The 16,277-nt window shown below is 69.6% G+C and carries 16 protein-coding genes; 8 read left to right on the top strand and 8 right to left on the bottom strand.

Annotated features, from left to right (window positions below):
• Nucleotides 1–198: 198 nt before the first annotated feature.
• From OG788_RS43450 to OG788_RS43440, 3 genes are all read left to right on the top strand, one after another.
• Nucleotides 199–864: an SDR family NAD(P)-dependent oxidoreductase gene (locus OG788_RS43450; RefSeq protein WP_406376998.1), complete on the top strand. Its 666-nt coding sequence runs from the start codon at nt 199–201 to the stop codon at nt 862–864.
• 323 nt (nt 865–1,187) lie between these two features.
• Nucleotides 1,188–2,174, top strand: a complete 987-nt coding sequence (locus OG788_RS43445; protein ID WP_406376393.1) for an alpha/beta fold hydrolase — start codon at nt 1,188–1,190, stop codon at nt 2,172–2,174.
• An 86-nt stretch (nt 2,175–2,260) separates the two neighbouring features.
• Nucleotides 2,261–2,989 (top strand): nucleotidyltransferase domain-containing protein, encoded by a 729-nt coding sequence (locus OG788_RS43440; RefSeq protein WP_406376392.1) that lies wholly within the window; start codon nt 2,261–2,263, stop codon nt 2,987–2,989.
• Nucleotides 2,990–3,076: 87 nt separating this feature from the next.
• Here the strand turns inward: OG788_RS43440 and OG788_RS43435 are convergent, their stop codons facing one another.
• The 3 genes from OG788_RS43435 to OG788_RS43425 all read right to left on the bottom strand — a co-directional run bounded on the left by OG788_RS43435 (nt 3,077) and on the right by OG788_RS43425 (nt 5,194).
• The gene (locus OG788_RS43435) at nt 3,077–3,610 is read right to left on the bottom strand and encodes a DUF6817 domain-containing protein (RefSeq protein WP_406376391.1); all 534 of its coding nucleotides are present in this window, start codon (nt 3,608–3,610) and stop codon (nt 3,077–3,079) included.
• A 147-nt stretch (nt 3,611–3,757) separates the two neighbouring features.
• A complete protein-coding gene (locus tag OG788_RS43430) occupies nt 3,758–4,594 on the bottom strand; it encodes a serine hydrolase domain-containing protein (protein WP_406376390.1) in 837 nt (278 codons plus the stop codon).
• Nucleotides 4,595–4,774: 180 nt separating this feature from the next.
• Complete coding sequence (locus OG788_RS43425; RefSeq protein ID WP_406376389.1) at nt 4,775–5,194, bottom strand: hypothetical protein; 420 nt, start codon at nt 5,192–5,194, stop codon at nt 4,775–4,777.
• A gap of 230 nt (nt 5,195–5,424) precedes the next feature.
• On the opposite strand from OG788_RS43425, the gene OG788_RS43420 reads away from it, so the two are divergent.
• The 4 genes from OG788_RS43420 (at nt 5,425) to OG788_RS43405 (ending at nt 9,429) form a co-directional block, all read left to right on the top strand.
• Complete coding sequence (locus tag OG788_RS43420) at nt 5,425–6,408, top strand: phosphotransferase family protein (RefSeq protein ID WP_406376388.1); 984 nt, start codon at nt 5,425–5,427, stop codon at nt 6,406–6,408.
• 317 nt (nt 6,409–6,725) lie between these two features.
• The gene (locus tag OG788_RS43415; protein WP_406376387.1) at nt 6,726–7,316 is read left to right on the top strand and encodes a hypothetical protein; all 591 of its coding nucleotides are present in this window, start codon (nt 6,726–6,728) and stop codon (nt 7,314–7,316) included.
• A 223-nt stretch (nt 7,317–7,539) separates the two neighbouring features.
• Nucleotides 7,540–8,010 carry a DUF4259 domain-containing protein gene (locus OG788_RS43410; protein ID WP_406376997.1) on the top strand — a complete coding sequence of 157 codons (471 nt, stop codon included), beginning with the start codon at nt 7,540–7,542 and terminating at the stop codon, nt 8,008–8,010.
• Nucleotides 8,011–8,199: 189 nt separating this feature from the next.
• Nucleotides 8,200–9,429, top strand: coding sequence for a serine hydrolase domain-containing protein (locus tag OG788_RS43405; protein WP_406376386.1), 1,230 nt, complete (start codon nt 8,200–8,202; stop codon nt 9,427–9,429).
• A gap of 116 nt (nt 9,430–9,545) precedes the next feature.
• Here the strand turns inward: OG788_RS43405 and OG788_RS43400 are convergent, their stop codons facing one another.
• Nucleotides 9,546–10,013 carry an SAM-dependent methyltransferase gene (locus OG788_RS43400; RefSeq protein ID WP_406376385.1) on the bottom strand — a complete coding sequence of 156 codons (468 nt, stop codon included), beginning with the start codon at nt 10,011–10,013 and terminating at the stop codon, nt 9,546–9,548.
• A gap of 225 nt (nt 10,014–10,238) precedes the next feature.
• Nucleotides 10,239–10,982 (bottom strand): TetR/AcrR family transcriptional regulator, encoded by a 744-nt coding sequence (locus tag OG788_RS43395; RefSeq protein WP_406376384.1) that lies wholly within the window; start codon nt 10,980–10,982, stop codon nt 10,239–10,241.
• A gap of 121 nt (nt 10,983–11,103) precedes the next feature.
• Between OG788_RS43395 and OG788_RS43390 the strand changes: the two genes are divergently transcribed.
• On the top strand, nt 11,104–12,327 hold the full coding sequence (locus tag OG788_RS43390; RefSeq protein ID WP_406376383.1) for a saccharopine dehydrogenase family protein: 1,224 nt from the start codon (nt 11,104–11,106) through the stop codon (nt 12,325–12,327).
• Nucleotides 12,328–12,540: 213 nt separating this feature from the next.
• On the opposite strand, the gene OG788_RS43385 is transcribed toward OG788_RS43390, so the two are convergent.
• The 3 genes from OG788_RS43385 to OG788_RS43375 all read right to left on the bottom strand — a co-directional run bounded on the left by OG788_RS43385 (nt 12,541) and on the right by OG788_RS43375 (nt 16,275).
• Complete coding sequence (locus tag OG788_RS43385) at nt 12,541–13,551, bottom strand: zinc-binding dehydrogenase (RefSeq protein WP_406376382.1); 1,011 nt, start codon at nt 13,549–13,551, stop codon at nt 12,541–12,543.
• A gap of 646 nt (nt 13,552–14,197) precedes the next feature.
• Entirely contained in the window at nt 14,198–16,012 is a 1,815-nt protein-coding gene (locus OG788_RS43380; protein ID WP_406376381.1) for an FAD-dependent oxidoreductase, read from the bottom strand.
• A complete protein-coding gene (locus OG788_RS43375; protein WP_406376380.1) occupies nt 16,012–16,275 on the bottom strand; it encodes a UBP-type zinc finger domain-containing protein in 264 nt (87 codons plus the stop codon). The genes OG788_RS43380 and OG788_RS43375 overlap by 1 nt, the downstream gene beginning before the upstream one ends.
• Nucleotides 16,276–16,277 lie beyond the last annotated feature (2 nt).

Below are 16,277 nucleotides of genomic sequence, written 5' to 3'. Positions count from 1 at the left end.
GAGGTCTCCGCCATCGGGCTCGGACGCATGGGCGTGTCGCAGCGTTACGGCCCCAACCCCGGCGGCCGGCGCGCCCGCCCGTGCCCAGGTCCCCCGATGGCCATCGACCGTGCCCGCGCCAGCACCAGCACCAGCACCAGCACCCTCAAACTGACCCCGCCTGACCCAGTCCCGTCAGTACGTCGCAAGGAGTGCCTCGTGACCACGTTCGCCCTCATCGGTGCCGGCCCCGGACTCGGTGCCGCCGTCGCCCGCCGCTTCGGCCGCCAGGGCTTCGACATCGCCCTCATCTCCCGCTCCCGGCCCCGCCTTGACACCCTTGTGGCCCAACTCGGCGAGGACGGCATCACCGCACGCGGCTTCGCCGCCGACGTCCTGGACCCCGCCACTCTGGACGCCGCGCTGGACGCCGCGAGCAGCACCCTCGGCCCCATCGAGGTCATGCAGTACAGCCCCGTACCGCACAAGGACTTCATGAAGCCCCTCCTGGAGACCACCGCCGCCGACCTGGAAGGCCCCTTCGCGTTCTCCGTCCGCGGCCCGGTCACGGCGGTACGCAATGTCTTGCCGGGCATGCGCGAACTGGGCCGGGGAACCATGCTGTTCGTCAACGGCGGCTCCGCCGTCCAGCCGCACGCCGAACGCGCCGGCACCTCGATCGCCTTCGCCGCTGAAAGCGCCTACGCCCACCTGCTCCACGACCAGCTCGCCCCGGACGGCGTCCACGTCGCCCAGCTGATCATCCCCGGAGCCATCACGGCGGGCGATGCCCGCAAGGACCCCGACGTCCTGGCCGGCCTGCTGTGGGACATCCACCGCGAGCGCACCGGCTTCCGGCACTTCGCCGAACCCCTCGAATCCTGACAACGCCTCAGGTCGCCAGGAGGGGCCCTTGCGCGGCACCGGACGCGCGACCACGGAAGCCGTCGTAACCGTCCTGCAGCGCCCCGACCATCGTGGTGCGCCTGGACCCGGCCGTGTCGAGGTCGGGCCGACGGGACCGCGCCGACGTGGGGGACGAGCCGGGCGAGTGACGGGACGGGACGCGTTTGCCGAAGCGGCAACAGGACTCGTGGCGGCCTCCAGGCCTGCCGCACGATCATTGCCTGAGCCGCAGGCACGCTGCCCCTGGACCGGTCTGTGGCTCATTCGACGCACACGGATCGATCGACAACCCTGGAGGATTCATGTCGCAGCCCGCCCAGGCCACGGAAGTCACACATCGTCTGGTCCCCTCTCCCGCCGGCAGGATCCACCTGGTGGAGCAGGGCGTTGGGCCCTTGGTACTGCTGGTGCACGGGTTCCCGGAGTCCTGGTATTCCTGGCGCCACCAGCTGCCGGTGCTGGCCGCAGCCGGGTACCGCGCGGTCGCCATGGACGTCCGCGGCTACGGGCGTTCCTCCAAGCCCGAGAGCGCGGCCGCATACCGGATGCTCGACCTGATCGAGGACAACGTGGCCGTGGTGCGGGCGCTCGGCGAGGAGACGGCGGTGATCATCGGGCACGACTGGGGCTCGACCATCGCCGCGAACTCCGCCCTCGTCAGCCCGGACGTCTTCCGCGCGGTCGGACTGCTCAGCGTTCCGTACGCGCCCCCCGGTGGACCGCGGCCCAGCGAGATCTTCGCGCAGATGGGCGGCGACGAGGAGTTCTACGTCTCCTACTTCCAGGAGCCCGGCCGGGCCGAGGCCGAGATCGAACCCGACGTCCGCGGCTGGCTCGCGGGCTTCTACGCCGCCCTCTCGGCCGAGACCATGCCCGCACCCGGAGCCCCGGACCCGCACTTCGTCAGCCGCGGCGGGACACTGCGTGACCGCTTCCCCACCGGACGGCTGCCCGCCTGGCTCAGCGAGGACGACCTCGACGTCTACGCAGGGGAGTTCGAGCGCTCCGGCCTGCCCGGAGCGCTCAACCGCTACAGGAACATGGACCGGGACTGGGAGGACCTGGTCGGCTTCAAGGGCGAGCCCATCACCCAGCCGTCCCTGTTCCTCGGCGGGGCGCTGGACGCCTCCACCACCTGGATGGCCGAGGCGATCCAGGCATACCCCACCACCCTGCCCGGTCTGGTCTCCTCGTACGTCCTTGACGGCTGTGGCCACTGGATCCAGCAGGAGCGCCGCGAGGAGGTCAACGAGATCCTGACCGGCTGGCTCGCCTCCCTGCCGGCCTGAACACGGGCACCTGCGAACCGAGCCGGCCCTAGGTAAGCGTCCGGAGCAATGCACACTCAGCGAACCGGCTGGCACCATGAAGGTCCATGAGTGATCAAGAAGCTGCGTCCGCTCACGCGGGTCGCCTGGTGGAAGCTCTGTTCCCGCAGGCACTGGGGGCCGTTCTCGGTGGGTCGGCTGCCGCAGGCCGTTCCACTCCGACCAGCGACCTCGACATCGGCATCCTCCTCCCGGACTCTGCCGCGAGCGGCCGGGAGGTGATCCGTCACGAAGGGCGCCTTGTGGAGCTGTTCCTCAACTCCATCGGGGACGTGCCCAAGTTCTTCGAGTGGGACCGTGCTCGTCGACGGGCGACCGTGGTCTTCGTCTACGCCCAAGGGGTGACACTGACGGACCCCCACGGACATGCCGCCCGCACGCGTCAGCTGGCAGAAGAGGTCGTCACCATGGGACCACCGCCCCTGACGGCAGAGCAGTGGCGTCACGGCCGCTATGTGCTGACCTGCTATCTCGACGACCTGGTCGACACCCCGCCATCAAGGCGCCATGAGCAACTGGTCATCGCGGACCACCTGCTGCGGGAGGCTGCCGAACTCGTCACGGCTCACCATGGTGTGTGGACGGGGATCGGCAAATGGCTGCCCCGCCGACTCGTGGCGGCGGACCCCGACCTGGGCACGGCGTTGCTGGACGGACACCAAACGGTGGCAGAGCAAGCTGATCCGACTCCGTTGGCAGCCGCGGTGAAGGAACTCCTGGAGCTGATCGGCGGACCTCTGCGAGAGGGCTACTCCCACAGGTGGCAGACGACGTGAACGGAACCTGACGCAGTCAGTCGCCAGGTCTCGGCGATTCGTCGCGCCCGGCTTGCTGGGTGTAGGTGGCGGCCGCCGGCCAGTGGGTCACGTCCGGTTCAGCACCCTGCCGCAATGCGCCCAGGCGGGCTCGGACAGCAGGGGCCGCCATCGAGTGAACAGGCCCAGCAGGTCCGCCCCGTGACGGGAGCGGATCTCCGGGCTGTTTGCGGCTACGTCCAGCTCGTTGGCGGCGGTGAGCTCTGCGAAGTCCCTGCGCGCTGCGCGGGACGCAGACATCTGTGCGCCCGTGAACCGGTTGACGAACGGGCCCGTGTCCTCGGCCAGGCCGCGGTAGGAGGCCTCGCGGTCACAGGACGCGTAGACGTAGACGAGTCCCTCGGCTTCGGCGCCGATCGCCTCGACGAGTTCCGCGCGACGCCCCAAGTCCCACAGCACGACCGGGAACCCGTCGGTCCCGTAGAACGCGTGACACAGCCCGGCCGACACCAGCTCCGGGCGAGCGCCCCAGGAGGAGAGAAGACCGCTGACGCGCTGCAGGTGCGCCAGCAGTGTGCCGCCAGGGTGCTCGATGCCTTCCGCTCCGGCCGCCTGCAACAGCGCCGGCGCTTCCGCGGTCAACTCAACGTCACCTACCCGAGGGATCGCTGCAGGATCTGGAACAGGGCCTGATCATAAGACGGTTGGCCGCCGCCTGACCGCGGTCCTACGGCTTCGACCGTACGGACGGGTGGGCAGGCCGAGGGCAGGCCCTTCAGATCCTTTCCGTCAGGACGGGGGCGTCTGCTGGTTCTTGAGTGAGTGCAGGCCGAGCTGGTCCGTGGCGTCGGGCGAGCCGTTGAGGCGATGTACGAGGACCCAGCGGCCGTCGGGCATGGCGCCGGCGAAGACCGACGCGTCGCGGGTGGCGCCGTTGTGCCACAGGAGGGGACCGGCTGTCTGCCAGGCGAGGCCGGGGTCGCCGAGGGCTCGGTCGATGAGCAGGCGTACGACGAGGGCGGCCGCGGCGTCAGGGGTGGCCCACAGTCCCCCGGCGGGGAGGATCGCTCCCGACATGGTCCACGGACGGCGTTCCTTGCGCAGCCTGCCCGGAGCGAGCAGGCACCGCTCTCGGGGCGGGAGGACGGCGACGTCGCTGATGCCCAACGGGCCCAGGACGTAGCTGTGCACGAGCTCCTCGTACGTCGCCTCACCAGCCACGGTGAGGGCCCGGCCCAGGATGGCGTAGCCGAGGTTGGAGTATTCCTCGTGCTGCTCCGGCGGGCTCTGAACGAGCGCAGGCAGGCGTTCCAGGATTTCTTGGAGCGCCCGGTCGTCGAATGCCGCGTAGGGGTCGCGGCGTGAGGTCCGGGGCGGCAGGCGGGGCAGCCCGGAGGTGTGCTGGGCGAGGTGGCGCAAGGTGATACCGCTGCCGGCCGGGACGTTCAGCCAACGTTCGAGCGGGTCGTCGCTGCGCAGGACGCCGGTGGCTTCCATGCGCTGCAGGACAGTGCTGGTGACGACTTTGGTGAGGGAACCGATCTCGACGAACCGGTCGGCGTGGTGTCCGTCGCTGATGTGGACCGGTGAGGAACTGCTCAGGATGCAAGTAGGTATGCGGGGCATGGGTGTTCTGACGCCTTCGGCTGCGGGTGGAGGGGAGCAAAGTGCGGTGGCGCCGGGCCTGCGGTGGCGGTTGCGGTTGCGGTTGCGGGCCACACGACGGGAGAGGCGGTGGGCCGCCCTGCGCAGGCCGGGCAGTTCGACGAGGGCAGCGGCGATTCGCCGGCCGCCGGAGTCTCGCCGTCAAGGTCGACGCGGCCCGGTCAGAGCGGTCTCGACGGCCTCGGCCGTCATCTCGATGACGATGGCACCGTGTTGCATCTCTGGCGGAAGGTCGGCGTGCTGCTCCTGCCGGCATACGACTCGGCCGCTGCCCGGGTCGATGATGACCGCGCCCAGCCGGGAGACCAGTTCCGCGACAATGCCGAAGACGCCGCCGGCCTGTGGACGGTGCACCGTGATGCCGTACTCATCGACAAAGACCTCTGCCTCACTGCCGTCGGAGGCCCGGATCCAGAAACCCAGGCTCCCGTCCTCACCCACCGTCAGCTGCGGGTCCCCGACATCGTGCGGCTCCAGAACAGCCCGTACCAGCTCCAGGTCCGGCGAAACGGGCGCCTCACCACCGCCGACGAACTTGTGGACCGACGGACTCCACCCCACGAAGACCCCCACCTATGACAGAGCTTGGCCGGATCACGAACCTGGTCCCGTCGACGCGTTGCCGTCGGTCACGCGGTGCCGTGACACCAGCCCCACCCACCCTAGACCGCTCGGGGTCGGACGGAACACCAAGCTGTCGAGGTCCAGGCAGCGCCGTCCGCCGCCGCCAATGCTGTCACGGCTGTCCGTCATGCCCCGTGCGTGAGTGAGAAGATCAATAGGCTGTCGTCATGGCTGAGGACGAGAGCGCGGCGGTGGTCGAGGCTGAATTCGATGACCTGGGCTGGTCCAGCACGCGGAGGTGGGTGGAGCGGAACTTGCGCCCCGGAGACCGGATCCGCGCTGTGGAACGCCTGCGAGGGGGCTGGACATCGCAGATGCGCCGCCTGGACATCGAGGGGGATCGTGAGCCGTACTCCGTCGCGCTCCGGTCCTTCGTCAAACCGTTCTTCGTGAAGCACGCGCTGGGACTGCTCACACGGGAGGCAGACATACTCCGCCTGCTCGCGGACACCGCCGTGCCGACCGCTCGTCTTCACGGTGTTGATGCGGCAGCCGAACACTGCGACCATCCTTCGCTGCTGATGTCGTTGCTTCCAGGGAGTGTCCGGCTGGGTGACGAGGACATCGAGCGGAAGTCATGGCTCCTTGCCCGGCAATTGCTGGCGATCCACGAGGTGAACGTTCCAGAAGGAGCCCGGCCGCGCACCTACGAAGCGTGGACCGGTCCAGAGCGGGTGCGGCTTCCCGAGGGCTCGAGACGGCCGGAGGTGTGGCAGCGTGCCGTGGAGGTGATCCGGCGACCGCCCCCGGGCTACCGGCCTTGCTTCCTGCACCGTGACTTCCACCCCGGGAACGTGCTCTTCGAGGGAGAAGGAGCCGGTTTGACGATCACGGGTGTCGTGGACTGGGTGGAGACGTCCTGGGGACCCGCTGACCTTGACGTCGCCCACTGCTCCACCAATCTTGCTCTGCTGCACGGAGCGCCTGCCGGAATGCGGTTCGCCGATCACTACGTCGCAGCCGGTGGAACGCTCAGCGGCGACCCTGCCGATCACCTCTACTGGCGCCTGCTGGATGCACTGGCCTTCGCACCGAACGCGGAGAAGGTCGCCGAGCCTTGGCGAGAACTCGGGCGAGAAGATGTGACATCAGTGGTGCTCGCCCAGCGCCTGGAGGAGTACCTCCAGGCACTTTTCTGCCGGTACGGCTGACCGCGCGGAGGGCGGCGCCTGGCTCGGAGGGCGTCGCCTGGCTCGGAGGTCAGTGCCTGGCGCGGAGGTCGGTGCCTGGCGCGGAGGTCGGTGCCTGGCGCGGAGGTCGGTGCCTGGCGCGGCAGCGGCCCCTGCCGCCGGTTCACGGATGAACGCAAAGTGGAACGGCCCCTCGCATGCGTCGCCGTCGCCGCAGCCCTCATCGGCTCGTCGCAGGCTCGGCAGGTGAGTCGGCCCGCCTCAAGTGGACGCCACCATCTCTGCGTTGTCAGTGGAAGCCCATAGGGTCCGTCCATCATCTCGAAGGAGGAACTCCCGTGGGATTCTCGGGTCACCTGGTCTTTGCTCGGAGCAACCACCCGCTGCTGGAAGCACCCGTGTTCGACAGCGTCGAAGAAGAACTGAAGGACACCGTGCACGCATGGGAGACACGGCCCGGGGGCTGGCAGACGCTCGAGCTCGATCACGGGATATGGGACGACGCCTGCCTGCCCGCCCTGGTCGAATGGAGCAGGGCGCCTGCCTGCGTCGCCGACGTCTCCGACAGCGACCTTGCCCTCCTGACCGGACTGGACACCACCGGCCGGCGGTGGCAGGCATGGCTCAACCTGGACAAGGCGGCAAGGCTCCTGGCCGATGAGCCCGAGGACCTCGACGATGAGATTCTGTGGCTGGACACACCTGACTTCCACGACGCCGTCAGGCGCAAGCGCGCGGAGCTCGACGCGGACGTTCGCGCCGACGCCACCGGCGCCCTTGCATGGGCAGCAGCCGCCGGCCTCCCGGGCAGAGCTCAGCACTCCCGCATCGAGGAGCTGCTTCGATCACACGAGACCTTCGTGGAAGACCTGTTCACCACGCTGCTCGACCAGTTGGGCTTCCCCCCAGACAGTCCCTCTGTCCCGTGATCGGTGAGGGTCCAGCCGGTCGTTCCCGTCGGTGTCACGGTTGGCCGGAGATCCGGGGATGGTAGCGCTGCACGCGCCGCGAAGCGGAGGTGCGAGCCGAGACGGACAATTGCCGATGTCCGGCCGAGCCGTCCGGGCCCCCACTCAGGCGAGATCTGTCCGCGCCCCCGCCGTGTTGTCAGTGACTGCTGCGACGATCCCGGCACGACGCGAGGAGATCATCATGGGCACCTGGGACACCGGCCCCTTCGACAACGACACAGCGGCCGACTTCGCCGACGCACTCGACGACGCCGGGCCCGAGGAACGCGAGCGCCTGATCCGCGGCGTCCTCACGCGCACGGTGAACGCCACCGGCTACCTCAAGGAAGCCGAAGAGGCGGTGGCCGCCGCCAGCCTGATCGCGGCGCAATGCCCAGGCGGTGAACCCGTCGACACGCCCTACGGCCCCGAGACATCGATGCCGGACTTCGCCCCCGATCTTCGGACTCTCGCCGCCGAAGCCCTCACCGTCATCGTCAGCGACGACAGCGAGCGGGCCTCGAGCTGGGTCGACCCAGGTGACTGGAAACGATGGCGTGCAGCCCTCGACCGACTTCGCGACGTACTTGATCCGCCTCCACCCTCCATCGACATCCCGCTCTTCGACATCCGCTCTTCGAGAACGAGTCATGACGCAACGCTTCATGGATGAGGTCGGTGCGGTTCTGAAGCCTGAATTCGAGGCAGCGGAGGGGAGCTTCGTGAACCTCGCCCAGGATGTCGGCGTTTGCTGTCGACCGCACGTCCGTACCGCGCCGCGGGCAGCCCGATGGGTGATGTTCTTGCGGGTCGTGCGGTCGCCGGGCCGCCGCCCGGGCGGTCCGATCCGATACTGCGGGACATGCGACCCATGCACCCGGCTACCCTGCTGCGCCTGACCGCGGTCTCTGCCCTGATCGCCCTCTGCTCCCCCGCTACGGCCGCCAGCGGAGCGGCGAGCGACGGTGGCCACCGTCGGCCCTGCGTCAGTTCTCGGCTGCCCGACCGCGGCCCGGCACGCGACATCCTGCGGATCGCCGAGCAGGCCAAGAGGGAAATGGACCTCAAGTCCGTCATCCTGCGCGTCACCGTCGACGGCCGCGAGGTCATCACCACCGCTCTCGGCGAGTCGATGACGGGGGTGCCGGCCGAACCCGCCATGCATTTCCGGAACGGCAACGTGGCCATCAGCTACATGGGCACGACGCTCCTGCGGCTGGTCGACGAGGGGAAGGTCGGCCTCGACGACCCCGTCGGGCGATGGCTCCCCGACCTTCCGCACGGCCTCGGAAACCGGATCACCCTGCGCATGCTCGGCGCCTCCACCTCCGGACTCATCGACTACGTCACCTCTCCCGGCTTCTCCGACGCCGTCTACGCGGACCCCTTCCGCCAGTGGACGGCCGAGGAACTGGTGGCCATCTCGACCAGTAAGCCTCTGTGGTACGAGCCGGGCACCAACTGGAGCTATTCGCACGCCAACTTCGTCCTCCTCGGCGCCGCCCTGGAGAAGATCACCGGGACTCCGCTCGACGTCCTGCTCCGGCAGAAGGTCATGGGTCCCCTCGGTCTGCGCGAGACCAGCAACAGCTCTACACCCGACATTCCGACCCCTGTCCTGCACGCTTTCACCGCCGACCGCGGAACGTACGAGGAGTCCTCTTTCTGGAACCCCTCATGGACCACCGCTCCAGGAGCGGTGCAGACCACCGACATCTGCGACCTGGCCCGCTCCGCCGCCGGCATCGGCTCGGGCGAGCTGCTCTCCCCGTCCGCCTACCAGGAGCTGCTGAACCCCGGGACGGTGGGCCTGGGCCACGCCACCAAGACCTGCCCGGCAACGGTATGCATCGCGAACACCGAAGCGACCCACTACGGAATGGGCCTGCTCGTCCTGAACGACTGGATCTCCCAACACCCGCTGTTCTTCGGTTACACCGCCGCGCAGGCATACCTTCCGGCGAAGGACCTGGCCATCGCGGTGTCGACCACCAAGGGCCACAACACCCCCGACGGTCACACCGCCCAGACGATCACCCAGCGGATCGCCGCGGCACTCGTCCCCGGCCATCCGATCCCCGACTTCGGCTGAGCCCAGTACGCGCGTACCGCGGGAAGCCGACTCCGCCTCCGCCACGCAGGCCGGACCGGGCAGTAGTGCCGAGGTCGCCGAGCTGGGCGTTTCCGGGCTTCGCCCTCGGATCCCGCCTACGGCTGGAAGTACTCCGACATCATGCGGCTGACCCATTCCGGCTGCTTGATGTCCGCCGGGCTGAACTCCGCCATCGTCGGCTTCAGATCGATGACCGGGGTACCCGAAACCGCGTCGAGGCCGACCACCGTCAGTTCACGGCCGTGGACGGCATCGATGGCGCAGCACGTCACCCCGATGCGGTTGGGTCTGCGGGGGCCGCGGCCGGCGAAGACACCGACGGGCGGGAGGTCGGAGCGGCCGCGGTAGGGGCGGGGTTCGCTGTAGTCGTCGAGTTCCGGGAGCTGGTCGAAGACGAAGAGGACCTCCACGTGGGAGAAGCCCTCCAGACCCTGCAGGCACGCCTCGCCGAAGCGTTCGTCGATGGTGATCGTGCTGCGGACAGCACCCCAGTTGTCCGTGTGCTGGACGTCCGTCCGGTTGTTCCGGACCGTGCCTATCGGTGTGATCTCGAAGCTCGGCATGGCCAGAGGCTATCGCCAGGGCGTGTACGTACGTCACGGCGAGGTGTGCCCGCCGCACCGGGCTCGCTCGCGAGGTGCCGGTCCTGCCGGACGACCGTCGGCGCGGGTCCGGACGCCGGATCGCGGCACAGGTCACGCTGCCGTCGGAACGTCGCGGTGATGAGGAACGCGCGGATAGGAGAAGGGGTCCACGGCGTTGGCATAAGCCTTGGGGTCAGGGTTTGGTCAGGGTTTCTGTGCGCTCGCGGCGTCGGGATACCGCCGCGCGCGTGCCCAGGAGAGCTGCTCTGCCGCGCTGTTCAGGAGTGTGTCGAGGACGACGGGATACGCGCTGTGGGTCATCCGCCCGGCCAGGAGCCGCGCGGTGGCCGCGATGTGCGGGTGGGTGTCGGCGGGCAGTTCGGCGTAGGTGGAGTGCCACATCTCCTCGTCCGCCGCGCGGGCCTCGCCCGTCAGCGCCAGCGATCCGGCGTCCAGGGCGGCGAAGGCCAGCGTGAGGTCGATGAACGCGTGGTACACGACGACCGCGTCCGCGTCCGGGAAGCCCGCGGAACGAAGGATGCCCAGGATCGTCTCGTCCACCGCGATCTCCCGTGGCCGTCCGGTGACGCGGCTGGCGGTCAGCACGGCGGCCTGGGGATCGGCGAGGTAGGAGGCGTGAATGGCCCCGCCGAGGACCCGCAGGTCGGACCGCCAGTCTCCGGTGGCCGTCCAGGTGTCCAGCGCCCGCCCCATCAGCTCCTCGCCGATGGCCCTGGTCAGGTCGTCCAGTCCGGCGAAGTACCGGTAGAGGGTGCTGGGGTCGGCGCCGAGTGCCGCGCCGAGCCTGCGTGCTGTCAGCCCCGTGCTGCCGTGCTCCCGCAGCATCCGCAACGCCGTCTGCACGATCAGCTTCTCGGACAGCACCGTGCCCTGCCTCGTCGGCCGGCGCCTGCGCCGTGCCACCTCCGGCACCACCTGTTTCCCCATACCGACTCTCCCTGCGCGCCGCGCGGCTCTTATGCCAACTTCGTTGACTTTACGCCAGGACATCCCGTTGCATCGATCCAGCCCCGGAGGCGTGCGTCTCCGGCAACGAAAGGTGTGTGACATGCGAGTGCTTCTCGTGGGCGCCGGCGGTGTGGGCACGGCCGTCACCCGGATCGCGGCCCGCCGCGACTTCCTGACCCACATGGTCGTCGCGGACTACGACCTCGCCCGCGCCGAAGCGGCCGTCGCGGCGCTCGAGCAACATGGGGACCGGTTCAGCGCGAGGCGCCTGGACGCCTCCGACGAGGACGCCGTACGTCGGGCGCTCACCGAAGAGAACTGTGACGCCCTGCTCAACGCGACCGATCCACGGTTCGTGATGCCGCTGTTCAACGCGGCCCTCGCGGCGGGCACGCACTATGTCGACATGGCGATGTCCCTGTCCGCGCCGCACGCCACCCACCCGTACGAGCGATGCGGCGTGAAGCTCGGCGACGCGCAGTTCGAACAGGCCGGTGCGTGGGAGCGATCCGGGCGGCTGGCCCTGGTCGGCATGGGCGTGGAGCCGGGCCTCTCGGACGTCTTCGCCCGGTACGCAGCCGACGAACTCTTCGACGAGATCGAGGAGATCGGCGTCCGTGACGGCGCCAACCTGACCGTCGAGGGCTATGACTTCGCGCCGTCCTTCAGTATCTGGACGACCATCGAGGAGTGCCTCAATCCCCCGGTCGTCTACGAGAAGGAGCGCGGCTGGTTCACCACCGCCCCCTTCAGCGAACCGGAGATCTTCGACTTCCCCGAGGGCATCGGCCCGGTGGAGTGCGTCAACGTCGAGCACGAGGAAGTGCTGCTCATCCCCCGCTGGGTCGACGCCCGCCGCGTGACCTTCAAGTACGGCCTCGGTGACGACTTCATCACCAAGCTGAAGACCCTCCACGAGCTGGGTCTGGACGCCACCAAGAAGGTCACCGTCCCCTCCGAGAACGGACCTGTGGCGGTCTCCCCGCGCGACGTGGTCGCCGCCTGCCTGCCCGACCCGGCCACACTGGGCGACCGCATGACCGGCAAGACCTGTGCGGGCACCTGGGTCAAGGGCACCAAGGACGGCTCGGCGCGCGAGGTCTACCTCTACCACGTGGTCGACAATGAATGGTCGATGCGTCAGTACGGATCCCAGGCGGTGGTGTGGCAGACCGCCATCAACCCCGTCATCGCCCTCGAACTCGTCGCGGGCGGAGCCTGGTCGGCCGGCGGCGTCCTCGGTCCGGAGGCTTTGCCGCCCCGCCCCTTCCTCGACCTGCTCACCGAGTACGGCTCGCCATGGGGCCTGCGCGAGGAAGGCTGACGGCTCGCGCAGGCCGCGAGCCCGGGCGGCCGACGGGCCCTCGGCGGAGGGGTCCCGGTCGCCGGTCGGACGACGGGGCTCGAGGCCTGCGCGCGGGCGCGCACTGCACGGGTAGGTGTGGCGAGGTGGGCAGCGCTGTATCGACCTGAGAGTAGGGGGACGCCGTAACCGGTTTACAACGGCTACTGGCGCGCCATAACCGGTCTCCGGCGGCTACTGGCGCCGATGCCGGACGCGGACGACGAGCTTGCCGGTTGCGCGGTCGTGCTCCATGTCGTCGTGGGCCTTCTGGACCTCTTCCAGACCTTGGTAGACGCGGTCCACGGGGAAGGACAGCCGGCCGGCCGCGACCGCGTCGAGGATGTCCTGGAAGGCTTCCCGAGGCAGGTCGGCGGCGTCACCGAAGTAACCCGCCAGGCGCACCCCCCTCGGCAGGTACTCGTTCGGGGAGAAGTCCCGCACGGTCCATTGGTTGGAGAGGCTGCCTCCGAAGCAGGCCGTGCCGTGCACGCGTACGGCGCGCAGGGTGTCGGGCAGGGTCGGCGTGCCGACGAGGTCAAGGGCCGCGTCGACTCCGTCCGGATACAGCTCGCGCACGGCGGGCGCGACCTCCCCGGTGTCGAGCAGGGGATGGTCGACGCCGTGCTCCTTCAGCAGAGACAGGCGGCCGGCCCGGCGGGTGGTGGACAGCACCGTGGCTCCGCGCCATGTGGCCAGCGCGGCGGCGGCCAGGCCCACCGAGGAGGTGCCGCCACGGATCAGCACGGACTGACCGGGTTTCAGGTCCAGGCCGATGGTGAGCGAGCCGTAGGCGGTCTGGACCATCTCCGGCAGGGCGCCCAGCACCTCCCAGGGCAGGTCGGTCTCGACGGGGATGACCTGGGACAGCGGCACGGACGTGTATTCGGCATAGCCACCGTCGTACGTGCGCCCCATGTCCCCCATCATCGCGACGACCTTCTGCCCGGGAGCCAGCCCGCTGTCGGCCGGTGCCGCATCGACGGTGCCGGCGGCCTCGATGCCCGGAACCCGGGGGAAGTCGGCGCCCACGCTCAGGCCCAGCCGAAGCTTCAGCTCCGAGCGGTTGAGGCCGAACGCCTCGACACGGATGCGCACCCAGCCGGCCCTCTCGGGCGGCAGCGGGAGCGTGCTCAGCCTCAGGTTGTCCACGGGGCCGGGGCCGGAGAGCCGTACGGCACGCATGGTGGTCGGCGAGGACGTCATGGGGCTGCCTTCTTCCCGGGGTAGGAGAGTCGGTCGGCGATGGTCAACGTGCGGTCGCTGCTGTTGCATTCCCGACTCGCGCCGGTTTTCCGTCTGCCCGGTCACCGCCGCCCGTGTCCGTGCCCACAGCGCGCTCTCCTCGTGCCGCGTCCGCGCCTGCCTGTGGCGGCTCCGGATACCCCCACATCATCGCGGGCAGGCGCGACCGGGCCGGGTACCGCCGTCGGCGCGGCTCCGGCGTCGGACACGCATCCGGTTCCGTCAGCGAACGCGCCGCGTTCCGCTCCACCGACGCCAACGCCCAGGCCAGTGCCGACGCCCACGCCCACGCCGATGCCGATGCCGATGCCGATGCCGCCAAGGCATCCCTCGCGTCCTCATGCGAACGGAACCAGGAGCCCCGACCGGCCGGGACGGAACGCGTCCTCGGACTCCGACACGTTCGCGAGAGGCGTCCACGCGCCCGCCGCCGACTCCAGCGGGCCGATCACCTGGTTGAGCAGTTCGTCGACCTCGACCAGGGGGTGAGAGGGGTGGGTGCCCAGACGGGCCTTTCCTTCAGACCGCCACCGCGGTGCCGCCGGACGGGCACGGCCACCGCCATCGCCTCCATCTTCCTTCTCGTGATCTCATCGCCCGCCATTCGTCATGCGAGCCATGCGGACTCCTTGTGCCGTATGCGTGGGGAGACATCCGAGCCGCCCGCGGCAGCGGACGTGCCCGTGGTGCCGGGTGCGGCCGAGTGCCCCAGGTGCCGGTGCACGAAGTGGATGGCCATCGCGCCCTCACCGGCCGCCGAGGCCACCCGCTTGACCGAGCCGCTACGGACGTCCCCTACCGCGAAGACCCCTGGCAGGCTGGTCTCCAGAGTCATGCACGAGCGCCCGCGGCCGTGCCACACCTCGGGGTGGGCGCAGGCTTCCTGGGCCTCCGGACCGGTGAGGACGAAGCCGCGGGAGTCGAGAGCGATGATGCCGGCGAGCCACTCGGTGTGGGCGTCGGCGCCGGTGAAGACGAACAGGCCCCGTACCGCGAGTCGGTGGTGTCCGCCCGTGCGGTTGTCGACCATGGCGAGCTCCTCCAGCACCTCCTGGCCGATGACCTCGGTGACCTCGGTGTGCAGCATGACCTCCACCCGCGGGTGGCGTTCGACCTGCTCGACCAGGTAGCGGGACATGTTGGCCTCAAGGCTGGGTCCTCGGACCAGCAGGTACACCTTCGGCGCGTACCCGGCGAGGAACAGCACCGCCTGGCCCGCCGAGTTTCCTCCGCCGACGACGGCCACCGGGTCGGTGCGGCACTGCTGGGCCTCGTAGACGGTCGCCGAGTAGTGGACGCTCGTTCCCTCCAGGCGTTCGATGTTGGGCACCTGGAGCCGGCGGTAGCGGACGCCCGTGGCCAGGACGACGGCGCGGGCGGCGATCTCGCTGCCGTCGGCGAACGCCACCACGTAGTGGTCCTCGTCCTTGGGATGGAGACCGGTCGCCTCCAGCGGGATGCTGATCCTGGCGCCGAACTTGTCGGCTTGGAGCACGGCGCGTTCGGTGAGTTCGGCGCCGGAGATGCCGGCGGGGAAGCCGAGCAGATTCTCGATGCGGGACGACGTGCCGGCCTGGCCACCGGTGGCCATCTCCTCCACCACGGTGGTGCTCAGGCCCTCGGAGGCGGCGTACACCGCGGCAGCGAGGCCGGCGGGTCCGGAGCCGACGATGAGGACGTCGCCGTGACGGTTTCCGGCGGGCAGTGACGGAAGGCCGATGAGCCGGGCCAGTTCCGCGTTGCTGGGGTTGCGCAACAGGGTGGTGTCCCGCCAGATGACGAGCGGTGTCTCCTCCGGGCCGACGCCGAAGCGGCGCAGCAGGTCCTCGGCCTCCCCGTCGGTCTCCAGGTCGATCCAGCGGTGCGGCAGCCGGTTGCGGATGGCGAACTCGCGCAGCCGCCGGGTGTCGGGCGAGTAGCGCGAGCCGATGATGCGGAAGCCGGCGCCCTGTCCGACGAGCAGCGCGCGACGGCCCAGACAGGCGCGCAGCACGAGGTCCCCGATGGTGGAGTCCTGGGACACCAGGTGGCGCAATTGGTCCAGGGAGACGACGAGGACCTCGCCCGGCTCCCTGGCGACAGCGGTGTAGAAGGCCACCTGCCCGTGCAGCAGCCCGAGTTCCCCGATGAAGCGACCGGGGCCGTGCACACGCAGCACGTGTTCCTCGGGAGCGCCGTAGTCCTCGACGACGGCGACGGTACCGCCGAGTACGACGAAGAGCGTCTCGCAGCGCTCCCCCTCTTGGATCAGCACGTCGTTCGGAGCCGTGCTCCGGCGTTGCCCGTGCTCCGCCAGACGTGCTATCTGGTCCTCCGTAAGGCGCGGATACGCGCCGTAGATGTCCGGGGTCTCCCAGAAGACGGCCCCGTCCGCCTCCTCCGGCACCAGTTCTTCGCCCGGCAGCGGCTGGTCGCCGGACATCAGACGAACGCCTCGTGAACGTAGCACCAGCGCCATTCCTCGCCGGGCTGGAACGACTGCACGATCGGATGGGCGTCTGCAGCTGCGTGCCTACGCGCGTGCTTGTTCGGCGAGGAGTCACAGCAGCCGACGTGCCCGCAGGTCAGGCAGAGCCTCAGGTGGACCCACGGGGAGCCGCGCAGGAGACACTCCTGACACCCTTCTGGGGTCAGCGGCTGGACCGGCCGGACAAGCGCGAGGTGGGGGTCTGCGTGCAGGGTCATCC

Origin of the sequence: Streptomyces sp. NBC_00647 (assembly GCF_045207245.1) — a bacterium.
Lineage (GTDB): Bacteria > Actinomycetota > Actinomycetes > Streptomycetales > Streptomycetaceae > Streptomyces.
Note: the sequence above shows the minus strand (reverse complement) of the source record. Positions and strands in the feature narration are given on the sequence as shown.